Genomic DNA, 17,987 nt, shown 5'->3' with positions numbered 1-17,987 from the left:
AAGTCATCGCTGATCAGGTCAAGAGTATGGAGGGAGAGAAAATATATCGACTTTTGCCGTTACTATATACGGCAATTGTTTATATTTAAGGCTTTCTCTCCCGGAACGATCAACGCTTCGCATCGGAAGCCTGGCGTTTGGCAGGGTGAGAGAGGACCGCTTCAGACGCCCGATCCTTGGCAGCAGGAGGCTTTCTCCTCTGGAGCACCTGGAGCTAGATAGAAACATTGAATTACACCCACACTCATCCTTCAAGAGTTCAGGTGACCGATATTGCAATTGCTCCTAATTCACTCGGATTTCATTGAGTTCGAGGCCAAGAGGCCCACGAAGCTGGCAGAAGAGGTCGAAGATTCGGCCAAGAAAGGCCGCCTCGATGAGGCGCTATGCGCTTTCATCGCCGTGGAGAAGTTCGACGAGGACGATACCGATGCTGTGATCGCCGAGGGCGCAAAGCAGGTAGCAGATGTGGCCGGCCAGGTCAAGGCCCACCGCATTATGATCTATCCCTATGCCCACTTGAGCTCCAGCCTCTCCACCCCGGCCACGGCAGTCAAGATACTCAAGGGAATGGCAGATGTCCTCTCCCAGAACTATGAGGTCATGCGTGCCCCCTTCGGCTGGTACAAAGCCTTCACCATCAGCTGCAAGGGCCATCCGCTCTCCGAGCTCTCCCGATCCATAAGGCTGGGCGAGGGTGAGGTGGTATCCGAGGCCCTTAAGTCTGAGGCCAAAGCGGTATCCTACTGGAGGGTCTTAGATCTGGATGGTAAGCTGGTGGACGCAGACAAGTTCAATTTCGAGGGGCACACTAACCTGCAGAAGTTCGCCAACTACGAGATCTCCAAAGCGAGAGCAGTGGACAAGGTCCCGCCCCATGTGGAGCTGATGAGACGGCTGGAGCTGGTGGACTACGAGCCGGGCTCCGACTCGGGCAACATGCGCTACTACCCCAAAGGCAGGCTGGTCAAGTCCCTCCTGGAGACCCTGGTACTGGAGAAGGCGGCGGACATGGGCGCCATGGAGGTGGAGACCCCCATCATGTACGATATGGAGCATCCCACTCTGAAAAAGTATCTGGACCGCTTTCCCGCCCGGCAGTATCAGATCGACTCGGACAAGAGAAAGCTTTTCCTCCGTTTCGCCGCCTGTTTCGGCCAGTTCTTGATGGGCCATGACATGTCCATATCCTACAAGTCCCTGCCCCTGAAGATGATAGAGATGACCAGATACAGCTTCCGGCGCGAGCAGCGGGGGGAGCTGGTGGGCATCCGCCGCCTGCGGGCTTTCACCATGCCCGATATGCACACCATGAGCCGGGATATGCATTCCGCCATCGAGGAGTTCAGGAAGCAGTATCTCGCCAGCATCAGCGTCCTGAAGGAGGTGGGCCTGGAGGTTGAAGACTATGAGGTGGCCATCAGGTTCACTCGGGACTTTTATAAGGAGAATCAGGAGTTCATTGCTGGATTGGTGGATATCATCAAAAAGCCGGTCTTAATCGAGATGTGGGATGAGAGGTTCTTCTATTTCGTCCTCAAGTTCGAGTTCAACTTCGTGGATACCATGGACAAGGCCAGCGCCCTCTCCACCGTCCAGATCGATGTGGAGAATGCCGAGCGCTACGATATCAACTATATCGATGAGTCTGGTGCGAGAAGGCGGCCCATACTCTTGCATTGCTCTCCCTCCGGAGCGATAGAGAGGGTGATGTACGCCATACTGGAGAAGGCGGCCCGACTATCTCTTCAGGGCAAGCTGCCCATGCTCGAGACCTGGCTGTCTCCAACCCAGGTGAGAATCATACCGGTGGCTGAGCGCCACCAGGAGAGGGCTCTTGCCCTGGCCGGGATTCTCGGCTTCCGCACAGATATTGACGACAGGGACGAGACCGTGGGCAAGAAGATCCGCGATGCTGGAAGGGAATGGGTGCCATATGTGGCAGTGATCGGGGACGAGGAGCTCCAGTCCGGTCGGCTGGCCGTCACCATTCGCAGCGAATCCACCCCCAAGTCGCCGGCAAAGAAGAGCATGACTGTGGATGAGCTCAAAGAGAGGCTCACTGGAGAGACAAAAGGAAAGCCCTGGCGCAGACTGCCTATGGCCATGAGGCTCTCGGAGAGGCCCAGGTTCATCTGAAGGATTCAAGAGCGAGAGCAAAGAGCACAGCCCTCCAGGTAAAAGGGCAGGATGGATCAGAAGAGTATGGTCCATCCCTCTTTTGCAAATATAACTTCATATCGCTTCGCTCCTCGGCGAGAAGTCAGAAAGAGGTTGAAGAGAAGCGTGGGGAAGAGGATTTTTAGCAGGGAAATTGATCTTCAGCCGGTGGGCTCCGCCTGGGGGTGATTGTCAATCCCCGGTCCCCCGGGGATGTAGAACTTCCCTCCCAGATCGCTGTAATAGTTCCCCTGGCTTCCATTGTCCCAGCGATTGTTCTCCCCCCGGTCATAGGCATTGCAGCCGTTATTGATGAGATGATTGGCATATACCAGATCCCAGCGGGAGGAGAAGGTCAGGTAAATGCCATACCCATTATCCTGGGCGGTGTTGCCCAAAATGGTGTTATTGCTGGCATGATTTGCCAGATAGAGCCCTTTCCCATTCTGGGAGAGATAATTCTCCTCAAGGATGTTGTCATTGCTGTCATAAGAGAGATAAATTCCCTTGCTGTTGTCCACGGCCCGGTTTCCCAGGAGGTGGTTGTTCCGGGAGCAGTCCAGGTATATGCCGGCATCGATATTGTTGCTGGCATTGTTGTATGCAATCCGGTTTCCGTTGCTGGATTCAGACAGAGAAATGCCATACCAATCATTCTCGATGACGGTATTGTTTATGATCGAATTGTTGCTGGCAGAGCGAAGCGAGATGGAGGTGTCGCCATTATTTCTCAGCTGATTATCCTGGATGACATTACCTGAGGAGTAGATGAGAAATATGCCGCAGTCGCTCTCCTCATTTATGTAGTTGTCCCGGATATCGCAATTTTGTATCCGATTTTCTTTTGAGCTGTAGAGGGTTATGCCGTTGGTGTTGTTGTTTATGCTGTTATTGGCAATGATGTTGGAATGGGCCCCTTCCAGGCGAATGCCGTCCAGACAACCGGAGATGCTGTTGTTCTCTATGATATTCCCTCCAGAGAGGACATGGACCCCAGTTCGTCGAGTAGTTCTGATCTCAAAGCCGGATACCTTTGCCCCATCCGCATTGATGGTTAATGCGTTGCCAATGGCGCTTCCGTCCAGCAGAGGCCGTCCCCTGCCCTCCAGGACAATCGGCCGAGTTATATTCAGGCTCTCTCGATAGACCCCTTCCCGGACGATTATAGTGTCTCCGGAATCCGCCCGGTTTATGGCCCCCTGGAGGCTCTCTCCCTGGCGGACGATATGAGTTGTCCCACCGGCTATTGATGCCAAAAGGATGATAGCGACTGCCAGCATAGCTGGATGCACTCGACTCTCCCTCATTGCCTTCCCCTCATAGCTTCTTGTATCCCTATTGGATTTAAATACTACGATGGTCTTTCTTGTCTTAAGACTTATCTCTGGTATAATTCTCGCACAGGACAGTTGAAGCTTAAAGCTTGCCTTTAGAGGATTTTAGGTGCCTATCGCCCAAATGGTTTCAGATCATAAGTGCGCAATGGCCTTCTTGCTGGCTCCTCAATACCGAATCGTCCTTAATGCAGAACTGGGAGTAATTCCGGCTGATTCCCTGCCCCTCGGATGCACCTGCGCAGCCGTCAGGCCAGGTTACGGAAAAATACGTTTCTCAAAAGCGAGGGGCTATCGATTGTCAAAGATCTATCACAGTTGCCAGGCCCAGAGAACGTTATGAATTTCCCTTCTTGAGGATCTTTGCCTGAATTGGTCTTAGGGTCTATCTGATGCCGATCTTGGCTTTTATCGCCTGGATATCGCTCTCTATCCTCGCCCTCCAGCCGGCATCGAAGGTCATCTCCCGGTGCAAGCCCCTGATCTCGTCGATGATCACATCTTGCTTCTCTGCGATCTCCGGAATGGGACGGGTATTCTCCGCGATCTCCGGGATGAGATTCGTATTCGTTTTAACCTCCCGGAGATCTTCCCTCATCTCCTGGAGTATAGGGACAGCCTTGTTTATCTGCACAAATGTCCCCGGGGTGGCCGACTGCCATAAAGGTTGTATCTCTTCATCGTAGGGCTCTGACCTTATATCGTCAATCCTGGCTAAAGGCGGGAGTTCGGCCTTGGCAAACTCGAAGAACTGGGTGGCACGTCTTTTGTCGCTATCCACCAGGGCCACGACTGACTGCAGATCGCCCTCTGCGTCGTTGTAGACCTCAAAGCCCCTGAGGGCCAGATCAACAGCCTTCTCTGTGAGCCAGGGCCGGTATCCGACGTCGTGGACCTTAGGGCCTGTGATTGTGATCTTGAGCTTCATCTGGAATGAAAGATTGTCCTCTTTTGTATTATAATTTCTGCTCCTTCCCATCAGGCCGGACTGTGAAGAGCCCATCATGAGCGCGGTGCACGGCATCGTTGATGTCGATCTGGATCTGCAGCACTGCGTTGCTGTCAAAGCTGCGGGAGACGAGGGCTTGGCATATACACTTGTCTTTATCTGCCAGCCATCTTCCTGCCAGCGGAAGCGGTCGTCCGCCTATACGCCCATCCACAGATTGCGGCTGGAGAGGTGGTTCTCCAGGCCTACGCGGGATTTAGGAATAAGCATCTTCTCTGCAAAATACTCCAAACTCTCAGGCTCATCCTGATCGATTGTGTTAGATGCACATACTACGTAGCTAACTTTTATGGATATTTGAATAACTTACTTGCAGATGTGAAATCAGTCCTGATACCTCTTGCGTCACCCTGTGTTCCGTACAGGAATGGAATGATAATTAAATCCCATTAAACTGCTTAAGCCAATTAAAATTGATAACTAAACCTGCCTTCGAAGGGTATATGTTGCCCCAAGGCCTTTCCATAAGCTGACATGATAAAGCAACCCTCTTTCCTGCCCATATCTATACAGGAGGCAAAAAACCTCGGCATCGAGCAGTTCGATATCATCCTCGTCAGCGGAGATGCCTATGTGGACCATCCCTCCTTCGGGGCAGGGCTTTTGGGCCGGGTCCTCTGGGATGCGGGCTACGCCGTGGGAATTGTCGCCCAGCCCGATTGGAAAAAAGATGAGGACCTCCTCCGGCTGGGCCGGCCCCGCCTTTTCTTTGGCATAACCTCCGGCAACGTGGACTCCATGGTCAACAACTTCACCCCCAACCTCAAGCGCCGCCGCCGGGATGTCTACTCCCCTGGCGGCCGCCTGCTCCGGCCGGACCGGGCGGCGATCATCTATGCCAACCGGGTTCATTCCCTCTTTCCCAATGTTCCTGTCGTCCTGGGAGGAATCGAGGCCAGCCTGCGCCGGTTCGCTCATTACGACTACTGGTCGGACTCTGTCCGCCAGTCCATCCTGGCGGACGCCCCCGCCGACCTTCTGGTCTATGGCATGGGGGAGAAGCCCATCCTGGAGGTGGCCCGGCGCCTGAATGCCGGGGAAGAGATCGCCCAGATCGGAGATGTCCCCGGAACCGCGGTTAAAGAGGAGGTGCGGCGCTGGCGAGAGGCTGGGCGTCAGGACGCTGTTATCATCCCCGGCTTCGCAGAGGTCAAGGAGAACAAGAGCAAATATGCCCAGGCCTTTGCCGCCCACTATAAGGAGCAGGACCCCTATCACGCCCGGGCGGTGGTCCAGCCCCATCCCAAGACGGTGGTCATCCAGAATCCGCCCGCTCTTCCCCTCAGTACGGCAGAACTCGACCAAATCTACGAACTTCCCTATAGCCGAAAGGCCCATCCCTCCTATCGGGAGCCCATTCCTGCATTAGAGCCGGTCCGCTTCTCCATCACCAGCCACCGGGGTTGCTTTGGATCCTGCTCATTTTGCGCCCTCACCCATCACCAGGGAAGGATTGTGCAGAGCAGAAGCATAAGCTCCATCGTCCGGGAAGCAGAGAGGCTGGTCCTTATGCCCGGATTCAAGGGGATCATTCAGGATGTGGGCGGTCCCACTGCCAATATGTACGGCCTGGTCTGCCCCCGCTGGAAGCAGGGGGCATGTCCGGACAGGCTCTGCAGCGCGGACTGCCCCACCCTAGAGAAAGACCACTCCCTCCAGGTGGAGCTGTTGCGCCGGCTTCGGGCCATTCCCGGGGTGAGGAGGGTCTTTGTCGGCTCGGGGATTAGGCATGATTTGGTGATGGCGGACCGGTCGGGCTATCTGGAGGACCTCTGCCGGCACCATGTCTCCGGCCACCTGAAGATCGCCCCGGAGCATATCTCCAGAACGGTTACGGAGTGCATGCATAAGCCTCCCCGCCAGGTTCTGGACGACTTCAGGGAGAGGTTTCGCGCGGCTTCGCAGGCGGCGGGAAGGGAGCAGTATATTCTCCCCTATCTCATGTCAGGCCATCCTGGCTGCACCATTGCCGATATGGTCGAGCTGGCGGAGTATTTGCGCGATAACAGCATGTACACCGAGCAGGTGCAGGACTTCACCCCCACACCCATGACCATCTCTACTGCCATGTATTACACCGGCCTGGATCCCTTCACCCTCCAGCCGGTTCACATTCCCCGGGGGGAGGAGAAGAGGATCCAAAGAGCTATGCTGCAGTACAGAGATCCAGGGAATTACGATCTTGTCCGGGAGGGGCTGGAGAGGATAGGAAGGAAAGACCTCATAGGAGAGGGAGAGAAATGCCTCATTCCGTCCCGATATAGAGGAGCAAAGCATTAAAACCAGTCTCGAACAGAATCCTGGATCAATCTCATTTCTCCTCTAAGATCTCCAATATCCTTCTCTGAGTCTCCTCGGGGGTGCCGGTGGTGTTCACCTCAATCACCCTTGAGTGGAGAAAGAGCGTCCGGAAAAAGCGGCTGCGCCGATTGGCCTTGAATTCGTTATGCACTAGAAGATGAGGATTATAGTAGCCATTCTCCTCCAGAATAGCCAGAGCCTGATCCCCCTCCAAGGGGAGTACGATCTCCTCCTGTTCAGGGTCTCGCTTGAGTAAGATCACCTTCTCAATGGTTGTCAGGGGCATTATGCGCCCCTTTCCTATGGCCTGGCGGAGGTCCACCACTGCTCGCCCCTTGGAATCAAAGGACGCCTTATCAACCAGACCGGCAAACTCCTTCCAGATCTCAGCCAGATCAGCCCGGATATAGAAGTTCTTCTCTGAGCCATATGCTAAGACATCATCACCGAATATCCTTCCGAAGAACCAGTCGTCAGAGACCACTCGCATCCGCGGGTTGCGCAGCAGGCCGTAGGTATGGGTGGTCTTGCCCGCACCCGATCCACCTAATATGCATATCCCCTGACCCCTCATATCCAGGCAGGCTCCATGAACAGAATAGATGTTGTGATAATCCTCCAGGATATCTCCCGCCACGCTCAGGGCCAGGGACTTGACCCAGCCGTAATAGTCCATGTTGATCAGAAATGCCGTTCTGGATTGGGGGTTGTACAGGACCTGATTCTCTCCCACATCCTGATCCCTGATCACATAAAGCCGGCCGTGGGAGCGAATGCTCTGCGATGCCGAATAGAAGCTCTCCTCCCAGGCGTCCTTGATCGATGGGATGCCGGTCAAAAGCTTGATGCAGCATCCATATATCTCCGATTTTATCTCATAGAGCACCTGGCTGGTGTATCGATCAACCAGCTCCTCCTTCATCTCCATGGATATGTGAATAACATCGTATGCCATCTGCAACCCTCTCGAATTCATGCCATTTCCGATATGCTATAGATCGATGCGCTTCATGAGCTTCAGCCGGCCGTCAAGCTCATAGAGGATGGGGGAAGCGGTATGAACCTCCAGCTCTTCGATATTCTGGTCGGAGATCTCCTCAATATGCTTAACAAGGGCACGGATGGTGTTGCCATGGGAGACCACAAGAACGCCTCTCCCTTTTTTCAGATCGGCTGCGATCTGGCCCTGCCAGAGGGGCAGAAGACGCTCTTGTACATCCTTCAGGGATTCTGATGAAGGGGCAGGGAAACGATGGAGAAATCCTTTGCGCCATCTTCGCACCTGCTCAGCGCCATACAGTTCTTCCGCCTCATCCAGGCTCCGACCCTCAAAATCCCCATAGGCGCGTTCGTTTAGCCTCCAGCTCTTGATGACGGGAATCCGCGTCAGGTCCATCTCACCCAGGACTATCCACATGGTCCTGACGGCCCGCTTCAAAAGGGATGTATAGGCAACATCAATCGTTATGCCCGCTCCCTTCATGATCCGCCCGGCATCGCGGGCCTCCTCGATTCCCTGGAAAGAGAGATCGATGTCTGTCCAGCCGGTGAACCTTCTCTCCCGGTTCCAGAGGCTCTGGCCGTGCCTGAGCAATACCAGCCTTGACAACGCAATAACCTAGCCTTGCTGCTTTATCCAGAGGCTTTTAATGGATATTTCTGGCGGTCTTGGAGAAGGGCCGAGCGGGGAATGGTGCATGAGATTGCAGCAGCAGATCTACTGACCCCTATCTTTTTATCCCATCTCCCCATCAACTCCGTGCTATGACGAAAGAAGTCCATGCCGCACATATCCTGTGCAAAACGGAGAAGAAGGCATTAGAGGTCAAAGAGTTGCTGGCATCCGGCCAGGAGAGCTTTGCTCAGATGGCCCGCAAATATTCCCAGTGCCCTTCCGGCAAGAGTGGCGGAGACTTGGGCTGGTTTGGCAAGGGCAGGATGGTCCCGGAGTTTGAAAAGGCCGCCTTCGAAGGGGAGAAAGGAAAGATCATCGGGCCGGTCAAATCTCAGTTTGGCTATCACCTCATCCGGGTCCTGGACAAGAAATAATGATGGCTCCTCGCTATTTAGAATGGGTGAACTTGAATCGCAAAAACTCTGTATCTTTTGTGCCTTCTGTGGTGAAACGCTATGCTCTGACCCAAACATAGAGACACAGAGGAACAAAAGGCCATATTCTCTGACTTAACTCACCCACATAATTCAGCGAAGAGCCATAATGATTGATCTCGCCGGAACTGCAGGGCTAAAGCAGCCGGTGCCGGCAAGAATGGATTGGTCCGGGAGAACATATCCATTCAGTGCATCTTTTTTTGGATGGCCACTGCAAGCATATCCTATTTTGAAGATGCCAATTGGCAGAAATATTTATGAACAGAGAGGCCAAAAAAGATTTGGGATGTCAATTGCCTCAGCCATCAGTGCCTGGCCTCTATGAAGCGCTGCTAAGCAAAGAGCAGTATGATATCAGCGCGCCGATAGAGATAGCTCCCAATTATCCCGGAGACAGTCCCTTCTCCAGGCAGTGGATGGCGGGACTTGGGAAGGGATCCAACTATAGCCTCTCTGTTCTCTCTTTGGGCTCCCATACGGGAACTCATATTGACTTCCCCTCTCATATACTGAGGGACGGCTTCCCTCTGGACAGCTATCCACCGGAAAGGTTCATCACTCCTGCCTGGGTGATCGCCGTCCGGGAAATCGATGCCGTCCCCGCCCAGGCGCTGCAGGATGTCAATATCCAGAGAGGTGAGGCCATCCTTTTTAAGACCAGCAATTCCTTCCAGGGGTTGATGCATAACCCCACATTCCAGGATGAATACGTCTCCCTCTCTCCCCCTGCAGCAGAGTTATGCGTCAGTCTGGGAGCCAGCCTGGTGGGAATCGACTATATCTCAGTGGATCGATATGAGGATGAATCCCTCCCCGTTCACAATATCCTGCTGAAAAACGACGTTCTAATCCTGGAGGGGATCGATCTTATTGCCGTTTCCCCTGGCAGATACTGGCTGATCTGCCTTCCCCTGAAGATAAAAGATGCTGAGGCCGCTCCCGTCCGGGCGGTCCTGGTGGGGCGATCTCATGAATCCTGAGAGGATGTTTCAGTCCACCCTGGAGATACTGGAGGATGGGATATGCATCTGCGATCCATCCGGGGAGATACTCTATTCGAACCCTGCTGCAGAGAGGATGGCAAGATCTCTGGAAGAGCTGAATTGTGGCAAGGGCGGGGTCTTGAAGGACCTGTGCTCAGGCATCCTAAAGACCGCGAAGAGCGCTGATGGCCCGATCCATCGAGGAGATGTCGATCTCCAGAGAAGGAGAATTGAGTACTCCATTGCTACTATGCAGGGGAAGGGCTATGAAGGCAGATCCATAATCACATTTAGAGAAGCGCATCCCTCTTCTGGGCAGGTGCATGATAATAATCCTCCCTCTGAAAATGCAATTTTTTGGATAGAGCATCAAGGCCGAAATGACGATCTGCGCGAGAGAGATAGGATCATGGCAGGAGCTGCCCTGGCTACAAACCAGCTCCTGATCTCTCGGGAGATGGATGTTGCCCTTAATCTGTCCCTGGAGATACTGGGCTGCTCGGCCAATGTGGACAGGGCCTGCATATTTGAGCATTATCTGGACGAGGAGGGAAGAGATCAGATCTCGCTTGGGTATGAATGGATATCCGGCAATGATGGAGATGCACGCTCGGCCAAGATTCGCCATCCAGATCTGAGCTACGAGGCATACAGCTCCATTCCCCAATGGTTCCAGATCCTCTCCGGAGGAATGCCCATCCGGGGAAGAACCCGCGACCTGCCCCCGTCGGCGAGGGGACCGCTGGAGACGATGGGGGTGAGATCATTCATGATCGTCCCCATATTCACTACCGACCGATTCTGGGGTTTCATCGGTTTCGAGGACTATAGGCTGGAGAGGGATTGGAGCTGGAGTGTGGCTTTCATACTGATGACCATGGCCAGCGCCATAGGAGGATTCATCGGCCGATTCAAAGCGGAATCCGCCCTCAGGGAGAGCGAGGAGAAGTACAGGGAGCTGGTGGAGACCTCAAGCAGCGTCATCATCCGAGTGGATACCAGCGGAGCTATCAGGTTCATCAACAAGTTCGGCCTGCATTTCTTCGGCTACAATGAGGAGGATATCCTGGGACGGAATGTAACCGAGACCATCTTTCCACCAGGAGGCATAGGTTGCAACCTCAAGGCGATAATCGGGCATATAAGGGAGAATCCAGAAGAATGCTCCACTCATATAGCGGAGAACATAAGATCCAATGGAGAGCTGGTCTGGATTGCCTGGGCCCACCGGCTAGTCCAAAACGAGCGGGGAGAGGTTGTAGAGGTTCTGTGCATCGGCAACGACATAACTGAAAAAAAGCGCTCTTCCGAGGAGCTCAAGCGGGTGGCAGCCGACCTGCGGGAAACCAGGGATTATCTGGATAATCTCCTCAGCCATGCCAACGCCCCCATCATCGTCTGGGACCCCAACTTCTGCATCACCAGGTTCAACCATGCCTTCGAGAGGCTGACAGGCTGGCGGGCGGATGAGGTCTTGGGTCGATCGCTGGGAATCCTCTTTCCCGATGAGAGCCGGACGGAGTCTTTCGCTTATATCGAGAGGACCCTCTCCGGGGAAAGCTGGAACGCAGTGGAGATCCCCATATGCCACCAGAATGGAGAGGTGAGAACCGTCCTTTGGAACTCGGCCAATATATATGATGAGGCCGGGAGGCGTGTCATTGCCACCATTGCTCAGGGCCAGGATATCACCGAGAGGAAGATGGCAGAGGAAAGGGTGGCATTTCAGGCCTCATTGCTCGACCAGGTCAGAAATGCTGTTATTGCTACTGATTTCGATGGCAGGATCATATACTGGAACAGGTTTGCTGAATCGCTCTACCAGTGGAAGGCGGAGGGGGTGCTGGGCGCGTCCATTAAAGATACCATCCTTCCTCCGGAGATGAAATATAACGTGGAGATGGTGACGAAAGAGATCCTGGCCAAAGGCTACCTGGAATGCGAGTACCTGGTTAAAAGAAAGGATGGCAGCCGGTTCCCTGCTTCGTATATCTTCAGCACGATATGCGATAATAGGCAAAGGCGGATAGGAATAATCTCTGTGAGCACCGACCTCACTGAGCGAAAGAAGGTGGAGCAGGACCTGCGCGATGCCAAAGAAAGGGCGGAATCGGCGACGAAGGCCAAGTCAGAGTTCCTGGCCAATATGAGCCATGAGATCCGGACCCCTATGAATGCGGTGATAGGCTTCACCAGCCTGCTTCTCAATACCAACATCGACTCTGTGCAGAGGGACTACATTGAGACCATCCACAGCAGTGGTGACTCTCTGCTTAAGGTTATTAGCGATATCCTGGACTTCTCCAAGATCGAGGGAGGGATGATGGAGCTGGAGAAGGAGCGCATTGACCTCATTGAATGCCTGGAGACCTCATTGAACCTGGTGGCAGAGGACGCTTCTCGCAAGGGCCTCTCCGTTAGCTATGAAGTCGAGCCGCAGGTTCCCAGATATCTGATGGGCGACATGACCAGGCTCAGACAGATACTGGTCAATCTCCTGGGAAATGCCGTTAAGTTCACCGATAAGGGTTTCGTCCGGTTGGATGTATCCGCTCTTCCAGTCGAGGACGGCCATGAGATCCAGTTCCGGGTGACGGACTCAGGGATCGGCATATCCCAGGACCGAATGAGCCGGCTGTTCCAGTCCTTCAGCCAGGTAGACGCCTCCACCACCCGCAAGTATGGAGGCACGGGACTGGGACTTGCCATCTGCAAGCATCTGGCTGAGCTGATGGGAGGTGGAATCTGGGCGGAGAGCGTTCCTGGAGAGGGCTCAAGCTTCTATTTCACCATCCAGGCCGAGGCCTCCATCGAGCCTTATCCGAAGCTCCATGGGGATCGGCCTGACCTGACCCTCGATCTGTCCGATCAAGAGATCCAAAAAGGCCTGCGAATACTGCTTGCCGAGGACAATTTGGTCAATCAGAAGGTCGCTATAAGAATGCTGGAGCGGCTGGGATATACGGCTGATATCGCTGCTGATGGCCAGGAGGTTCTGGCAGCACTTGAGAGCAGGCCTTATGATGTGGTGCTGATGGATGTGCAGATGCCGGAGATGGACGGCCTGGAGGCCACGAGGAGCATACGCAGCACCGCATGCCATCAGCCCTACATCATCGCCATGACCGCTCATGCCATGAAAGGGGATCGAGAGGTGTGTCTCGATGCGGGGATGAATGACTACATAGCCAAACCGGTGAGAATTGAGGAGCTGAAAGCGGCTCTTATGCATAGCAGAATGCCGGTTTTCAATGGCTGAGCCCCCTGACTGGTTCAATATGCTACAGAATTATAATTCAGCTGCTCATCTCTGCTCTGAAGCCATCAGGGCGAAGTACGCTAAGAGAGCCTCGAGCTGAATTCTCTCGTTTGCTCCTTCAGTCATGCGAAAATCGATCTCTCCGATACGGTCGATGAGCTTTACCCGATCCCTGTCTGCGATATCATCCAAGTCCAGCATAGCCCGGTGGATTTGGATCACCACATCCTGGCCGGAGAGCCCTTTGGATAGCAGGAGATCATCCAGTATTGCGCGCGCTCCCACAAAATCTCCAGATATTGCGGTCTTGATGAAGCTCTTGATCTCCTCCGGTTTGGCGGTGGATGTGATCTGGTAGATCGTCTCCTCGTCCACCTCGTCGCCCAAGAGAGCTGCCGCCTGCAGGGCGTTGATTGCCTTTCTCATGTCTCCGCCGGCGACATACTCTATAGCGGACAGACCTCCATCTGAAACCCGCAGTCCCTCCTCACTGGCAATGAACTTGATCCTCTTGGTCACCGCTTCAGGAGAGAGGGGCTTGAAGCGGTAAACCGCACAGCGGGACTGAATGGGCTCGATGATCTTGGAGGAGTAGTTGCAGGAGAGTATGAACCTGGTGGTAGCGGAGTATCTCTCCATAGTCCGGCGCAGAGCGCTCTGGGCATCGTTGGTCAGGGCATCGGCCTCATCCAGAAATATAACCTTGAAATCCGCCTCTCCCAGGGGCGCCATCCGGGCGAAGTCCTTGACTTTGTGGCGGATGATATCTATGCCCCGCTCATCGCTGGCATTCAATTCGATGAAGTTGTTCCTCCAGGTCTCGCCGAAGATCTCTTTGACAATGGAGATGGATGCAGCGGTCTTGCCCACCCCTGGCGGCCCGGAGAATAGAAGATGGGGCAGGTTTCGCGTCTTCACATAGGACTTCAGACGGCGGACAATCTCGTCCTGGCCCACAATATCGTCCAGCCTCTCCGGCCGGTACTTCTCTATCCAGATCTCCTCTTTGATATACAACCCCTCAATTATTGGTTTTGGCTATCTGTATATCAATATTCCTCCCTAAATCTCCTCTCTATAATGGGACAACGAAGGCTAAATATAGAGGTGCTACATGCATGCAAATCGTTTTTCGGAGGATTGCAAGTGATCTCTGAGGTGGCTGGACAGTATAATGCGCAAGATCTTGAGAATGAAGTCAGATCGCTGTGGGAGCGAGCGGATAGCTACCGCAAAGTTCGGGAATTGAGATTGGGCGGCAAGAAGTTCTTCTTTGTGGATGGGCCGCCCTATACCACAGGCCGCATTCATCTGGGAACCGCCTGGAACAAGGTGATCAAGGACGCCGTGCTCCGCTACCGGTCTATGAACGGCTTTGAGGTCAAGGACCGGGCGGGCTGGGATATGCACGGCCTGCCCATTGAGGTTAAGGTAGAGGAGTCCTTCGGCTTCCGCAACAAAAAGGATATCGAGGCTTATGGGGTGGACAAGTTCATCCAGAGATGCAAAGAGTTCGCCCTCCGCCAGAAAGATGACATGACAGCCCAGTTCAAGATTCTAGGGGCCTGGATGGACTGGGACGACCCCTACATGACGCTGAAGAACGAGTATCTGGAGGCTGCCTGGTGGACGCTGAAGAAGGCGCACGAGCATAACCTTCTTGAAAGGGGCTCAAGGGTGGTCAACTGGTGCCCCCGCTGCCAGACGGCCATCGCCGACTCCGAGGTGGAATACTGGGATGAGACCGATTACTCGATCTATGTCAAGTTCCCGGTGATCGGGGAGGAGAACACCTACATAGTGATCTGGACCACCACCCCCTGGACCATTCCCGCCAATGTGGCGGTGGCAGTCAATCCCTCCTTCCAGTACTCTCGGGTCAGGGCCTGGAAGGATGGCAAATCCGAGATCCTGATCATGGCCTCAGAATTGGTCGATTCAGTCCTCAGGACGGGCCGCTACCAGGACTACGAGCTTTTGCAGGGCCTTTCAGCCAAGGATATGCAGAAACTGAAGTACGAGCATCCTCTGCTCGATCTGGTGCCCAGACAGAAGGAGATAGAGCATGGCGTTTATGCCGCAGACTTCGTCACCGCTGAGAACACAGGATGCGTTCACATCGCTCCCGGGCACGGCCTTGAGGATTATGAGCTCGGGCTGGACCACCATCTGGAGATATTCTGCCCGGTAGGCGGGGACGGACGGTACACTGCCGAGGCGGGAGAGAAGTACCTGGGCCAGTATGTCAAGGAGGCGGACAGCAACGTCATCGCAGATCTCGAAGAGAGGGATAAGCTGCTGGCTCAGGGGAGGCTCGCCCACCGCTATGGCCACTGCTGGCGCTGCAAGACCCCCATAATATTCATCGCCACCAGCCAGTGGTTCCTCCGGATATCCGATCTTCGAGATAAGATGCTCGATGAGATCTCCCGGGTGAAATGGTATCCGGAGTGGGCGGGCTCGGCGAGGTTTGCCGACTGGATAAGCAATGCCAGAGACTGGTGCATCTCCAGGCAGAGGTACTGGGGCATTCCCCTGCCCATCTGGACCTGTCCTGACTGCGGCCATATGGAAGTTATAGGAACCGCCTCGGAGCTGGAGGAGAGGTCAGGCAAAAAGATAGCTGATCTGCACCGGCCGGATGTGGATGCTATTGTCTTGGACTGTCCCTGCGGGGGGAAGATGTTGCGCTCACCAGATGTCTTCGATGTATGGTTTGACAGCGCAGTGGCCTCCTGGGCCACCCTCCGTTTCCCCAGCCACGAGGAGGAGTTTGGCGAATGGTGGCCGGCGGATTTCATCACCGAGGGGCACGACCAGACACGCGGCTGGTTTTACTCCCAGCTGGGGGCTTCAATGGTATCATTTGGCAGGGCGCCCTACAAGAGCGTTCTCATGCATGGCTTCACCTTAGATGACCAGGGTCGGAAGATGTCTAAGAGCATTGGGAACATCGTCCAGCCGGAGGAGGTGGTGGAGCGGTTCGGTGCCGATATTCTGCGTTTCTATGTCCTGGGAGCCAATGCCCCCTGGGAGGATCTGCACTTCTCCTGGGAGGCGGTGGAGAACACCAGCCGGATGATCAATATCTTCTGGAATGCCTATCGCTTTGCCCTGCCTTATATGGTTCTGGACGATTTCGACTTGAAACGGGCGGATCTGGACCTTTACAAGAGCAGCCTGCGTCCCGAGGATCGCTGGATCCTCTCCCGGGTAAACAGCCTGGCGGAAGAGATCACCGCGGAGATGGAGGGCTATCAGCTTCACCGCATCGTCCGCTCCATATCCGACTTCATCTTAGAGGACCTGAGTCGCTGGTACATCCAGCTGGTCCGGCCCCGCACCTGGATTGAGCAGGATGATCCGGATAAGCTTGCTGCATATGCTACCATCTATGAGGTGCTGACGAAGCTGGCTAGGCTTATGGCTCCGTTCACCCCCTTCATCGCCGAGTCCATCTACCAGAACCTTGTGCGGGGTCTGGACGAGAATGCCAGGCCTTCAGTTCATATGTGCGACTGGCTGGAGGGCGATAAGGGACTGATAGACGTACGCCTGGAGGAGAGCATGGATCTGGTGAGGGAGGTGTCTATGGCCGCCTCCAATGCCCGGCAGAAGGGCGGGAGAAAGCTACGCTGGCCGGTTTCTGAGATTGTAATCGCCCCCTCCAAAGAGGCTTTGGACCTGGGGGGCCTGGAGGATGTCCTCCGGGGGCAGACCAACTCCAAAAAGATTACTGTGCTCTCTCCAGGAGAGAAGCCCAGGATGGATCTGGAGATGGCTCCCGTTCATAAGAAGATCGGGCCAGTGTACAAGGGAGAGGCCAAGCTGGTGGTAGAGGCCATAGCAGCCGCTGAGCCCTTTGGGGTTAAAGCCGATCTGGACGGCAGCGGCCAGGCGACCTTAAGGCATCAGGGCCGGGAGTTTGCGATCACCTCAGAGATGGTGCAATTCCGGGAGCTTCCTCCGAAGAACCTGCCGGCCGCGGAGTTCTCCCGGGGATTTGTATATGTGGACATTGCCCTCACCCCGGAGCTTGAGGCAGAGGCCTATGCCCGGGAGATCATCCGGCGCATTCAGGATATGAGAAAGGAGCTGGATCTGAGAGTAGAGGATCAGATCCGAGCGGTGGTGGATATCGAGAGCAAGACCATACTCGATCTGGTTGTTTCAGGGAAAGAGCACATCGCGGGAGAGGTTAGGGCGGCAGAACTGGAGATGGGTCTGGGACTGCAGATACGGGGCTCTTTGATTAAGGACTGGGATGTCGAGGGCGTATGCATGCACATAGGCATAGACAGGGCGTGATGGATATTGATCGTCGGAGTTTTATAAGATGAACGATCATGAGGATCTCATGGAAACGCCAGTCCCGGTCAGGGTCAAAGGGGTTTACATAGCGGAATCGGATGAGAGCAATCCCGCGCCAGTGGTTTTGCTGGAGGATGAGAAGGGACGGATAGTGCCCATATTCGTGGGGCTGTCCGAGGCCATCTCCATCCATCATGCCCTGTCTGGAGAGCTGGCCCCCAGGCCTATGACTCACGATCTGTTCATCTCCACCCTGGAGAGCCTGTCCGCCAGCATCACCAATGCGCTGATCGACGACCTGGACGGGGGAATCTACTATGCACGGCTGACCATCAAGAGCGACTCTAAAAAAAATGAGATAGATGCCCGGCCCAGCGACTGCCTGGCCCTGGCCTTACGGGCAAAGGCATCGATCGAGGTTCGGGAGAGGGTGGTGGCGGATGCGAGCATCAGCAAAAGCGATGCTGAGAAGCTGATTAGCATCGAGAACTATTTGCAGTAAACTACTCCGGCCTAAA

The 17,987-nt window shown here is 54.6% G+C and carries 12 protein-coding genes; 7 read left to right on the top strand and 5 right to left on the bottom strand.

All coding sequences use genetic code 11. The features are described 5' to 3' along the window. Window positions 1-273 precede the first annotated feature (273 nt). Window positions 274-2,139 carry a threonine--tRNA ligase gene (locus tag BP822_RS02140; RefSeq protein WP_013719114.1) on the top strand — a complete coding sequence of 622 codons (1,866 nt, stop codon included), beginning with the start codon at window positions 274-276 and terminating at the stop codon, window positions 2,137-2,139. A 182-nt stretch (window positions 2,140-2,321) separates the two neighbouring features. Here BP822_RS02140 and BP822_RS02135 read toward each other — a convergent pair whose 3' ends face one another. Together BP822_RS02135 and BP822_RS02130 are read right to left on the bottom strand one after the other, a co-directional pair. Further along, on the bottom strand, window positions 2,322-3,467 hold the full coding sequence (locus tag BP822_RS02135) for a right-handed parallel beta-helix repeat-containing protein (protein WP_013719115.1): 1,146 nt from the start codon (window positions 3,465-3,467) through the stop codon (window positions 2,322-2,324). A 412-nt stretch (window positions 3,468-3,879) separates the two neighbouring features. Further along, entirely contained in the window at window positions 3,880-4,422 is a 543-nt protein-coding gene (locus BP822_RS02130) for an acylphosphatase (RefSeq protein WP_286877620.1), read from the bottom strand. 555 nt (window positions 4,423-4,977) lie between these two features. Between BP822_RS02130 and BP822_RS02125 the strand changes: the two genes are divergently transcribed. Continuing rightward, on the top strand, window positions 4,978-6,783 hold the full coding sequence (locus tag BP822_RS02125; RefSeq protein ID WP_286877618.1) for a YgiQ family radical SAM protein: 1,806 nt from the start codon (window positions 4,978-4,980) through the stop codon (window positions 6,781-6,783). A 31-nt stretch (window positions 6,784-6,814) separates the two neighbouring features. On the opposite strand, the gene BP822_RS02120 is transcribed toward BP822_RS02125, so the two are convergent. After that, window positions 6,815-7,759, bottom strand: a complete 945-nt coding sequence (locus BP822_RS02120) for an HPr kinase/phosphorylase (RefSeq protein ID WP_013719118.1) — start codon at window positions 7,757-7,759, stop codon at window positions 6,815-6,817. 36 nt (window positions 7,760-7,795) lie between these two features. After that, window positions 7,796-8,413, bottom strand: coding sequence for a 2,3-bisphosphoglycerate-dependent phosphoglycerate mutase (locus BP822_RS02115; protein WP_013719119.1), 618 nt, complete (start codon window positions 8,411-8,413; stop codon window positions 7,796-7,798). Window positions 8,414-8,568: 155 nt separating this feature from the next. On the opposite strand from BP822_RS02115, the gene BP822_RS02110 reads away from it, so the two are divergent. From BP822_RS02110 to BP822_RS02100, 3 genes are all read left to right on the top strand, one after another. Continuing rightward, on the top strand, window positions 8,569-8,853 hold the full coding sequence (locus BP822_RS02110; protein ID WP_013719120.1) for a peptidylprolyl isomerase: 285 nt from the start codon (window positions 8,569-8,571) through the stop codon (window positions 8,851-8,853). A 371-nt stretch (window positions 8,854-9,224) separates the two neighbouring features. Next, a complete protein-coding gene (locus BP822_RS02105; protein WP_157863696.1) occupies window positions 9,225-9,896 on the top strand; it encodes a cyclase family protein in 672 nt (223 codons plus the stop codon). Then, window positions 9,886-13,158 (top strand): PAS domain S-box protein, encoded by a 3,273-nt coding sequence (locus tag BP822_RS02100; protein WP_286858999.1) that lies wholly within the window; start codon window positions 9,886-9,888, stop codon window positions 13,156-13,158. Before BP822_RS02105 ends, BP822_RS02100 begins: the two co-directional genes overlap by 11 nt. Before the next feature lie 45 nt (window positions 13,159-13,203). Here the strand turns inward: BP822_RS02100 and BP822_RS02095 are convergent, their stop codons facing one another. Next, entirely contained in the window at window positions 13,204-14,175 is a 972-nt protein-coding gene (locus tag BP822_RS02095; RefSeq protein WP_013719123.1) for a replication factor C small subunit, read from the bottom strand. A gap of 129 nt (window positions 14,176-14,304) precedes the next feature. On the opposite strand from BP822_RS02095, the gene ileS reads away from it, so the two are divergent. Together ileS and BP822_RS02085 are read left to right on the top strand one after the other, a co-directional pair. After that, window positions 14,305-17,466 (top strand): isoleucine--tRNA ligase, encoded by a 3,162-nt coding sequence (ileS, locus tag BP822_RS02090; RefSeq protein WP_013719124.1) that lies wholly within the window; start codon window positions 14,305-14,307, stop codon window positions 17,464-17,466. A 28-nt stretch (window positions 17,467-17,494) separates the two neighbouring features. Beyond that, window positions 17,495-17,971: a bifunctional nuclease family protein gene (locus BP822_RS02085; RefSeq protein WP_013719125.1), complete on the top strand. Its 477-nt coding sequence runs from the start codon at window positions 17,495-17,497 to the stop codon at window positions 17,969-17,971. Window positions 17,972-17,987 lie beyond the last annotated feature (16 nt).

The sequence above is a fragment of the Methanosaeta sp. UBA458 genome, assembly GCF_002496085.1.
Lineage (GTDB): Archaea > Halobacteriota > Methanosarcinia > Methanotrichales > Methanotrichaceae > Methanothrix > Methanothrix soehngenii.
This window is presented reverse-complemented; position numbering and strand designations above follow the sequence as displayed.

Bases quoted from the DNA above. Each gene is read 5' to 3' on its own strand.
- BP822_RS02135 (WP_013719115.1), bottom strand. From the start codon at position 3,467: ATGAGGGAGAGTCGAGTGCATCCAGCTATGCTGGCAGTCGCTATCATC.
- BP822_RS02130 (WP_286877620.1), bottom strand. From the start codon at position 4,422: ATGAAGCTCAAGATCACAATCACAGGCCCTAAGGTCCACGACGTCGGA.
- BP822_RS02125 (WP_286877618.1), top strand. From the start codon at position 4,978: ATGATAAAGCAACCCTCTTTCCTGCCCATATCTATACAGGAGGCAAAA.
- BP822_RS02120 (WP_013719118.1), bottom strand. From the start codon at position 7,759: ATGGCATACGATGTTATTCACATATCCATGGAGATGAAGGAGGAGCTG.
- BP822_RS02110 (WP_013719120.1), top strand. From the start codon at position 8,569: ATGACGAAAGAAGTCCATGCCGCACATATCCTGTGCAAAACGGAGAAG.
- BP822_RS02100 (WP_286858999.1), top strand. From the start codon at position 9,886: ATGAATCCTGAGAGGATGTTTCAGTCCACCCTGGAGATACTGGAGGAT.
- BP822_RS02085 (WP_013719125.1), top strand. From the start codon at position 17,495: ATGAACGATCATGAGGATCTCATGGAAACGCCAGTCCCGGTCAGGGTC.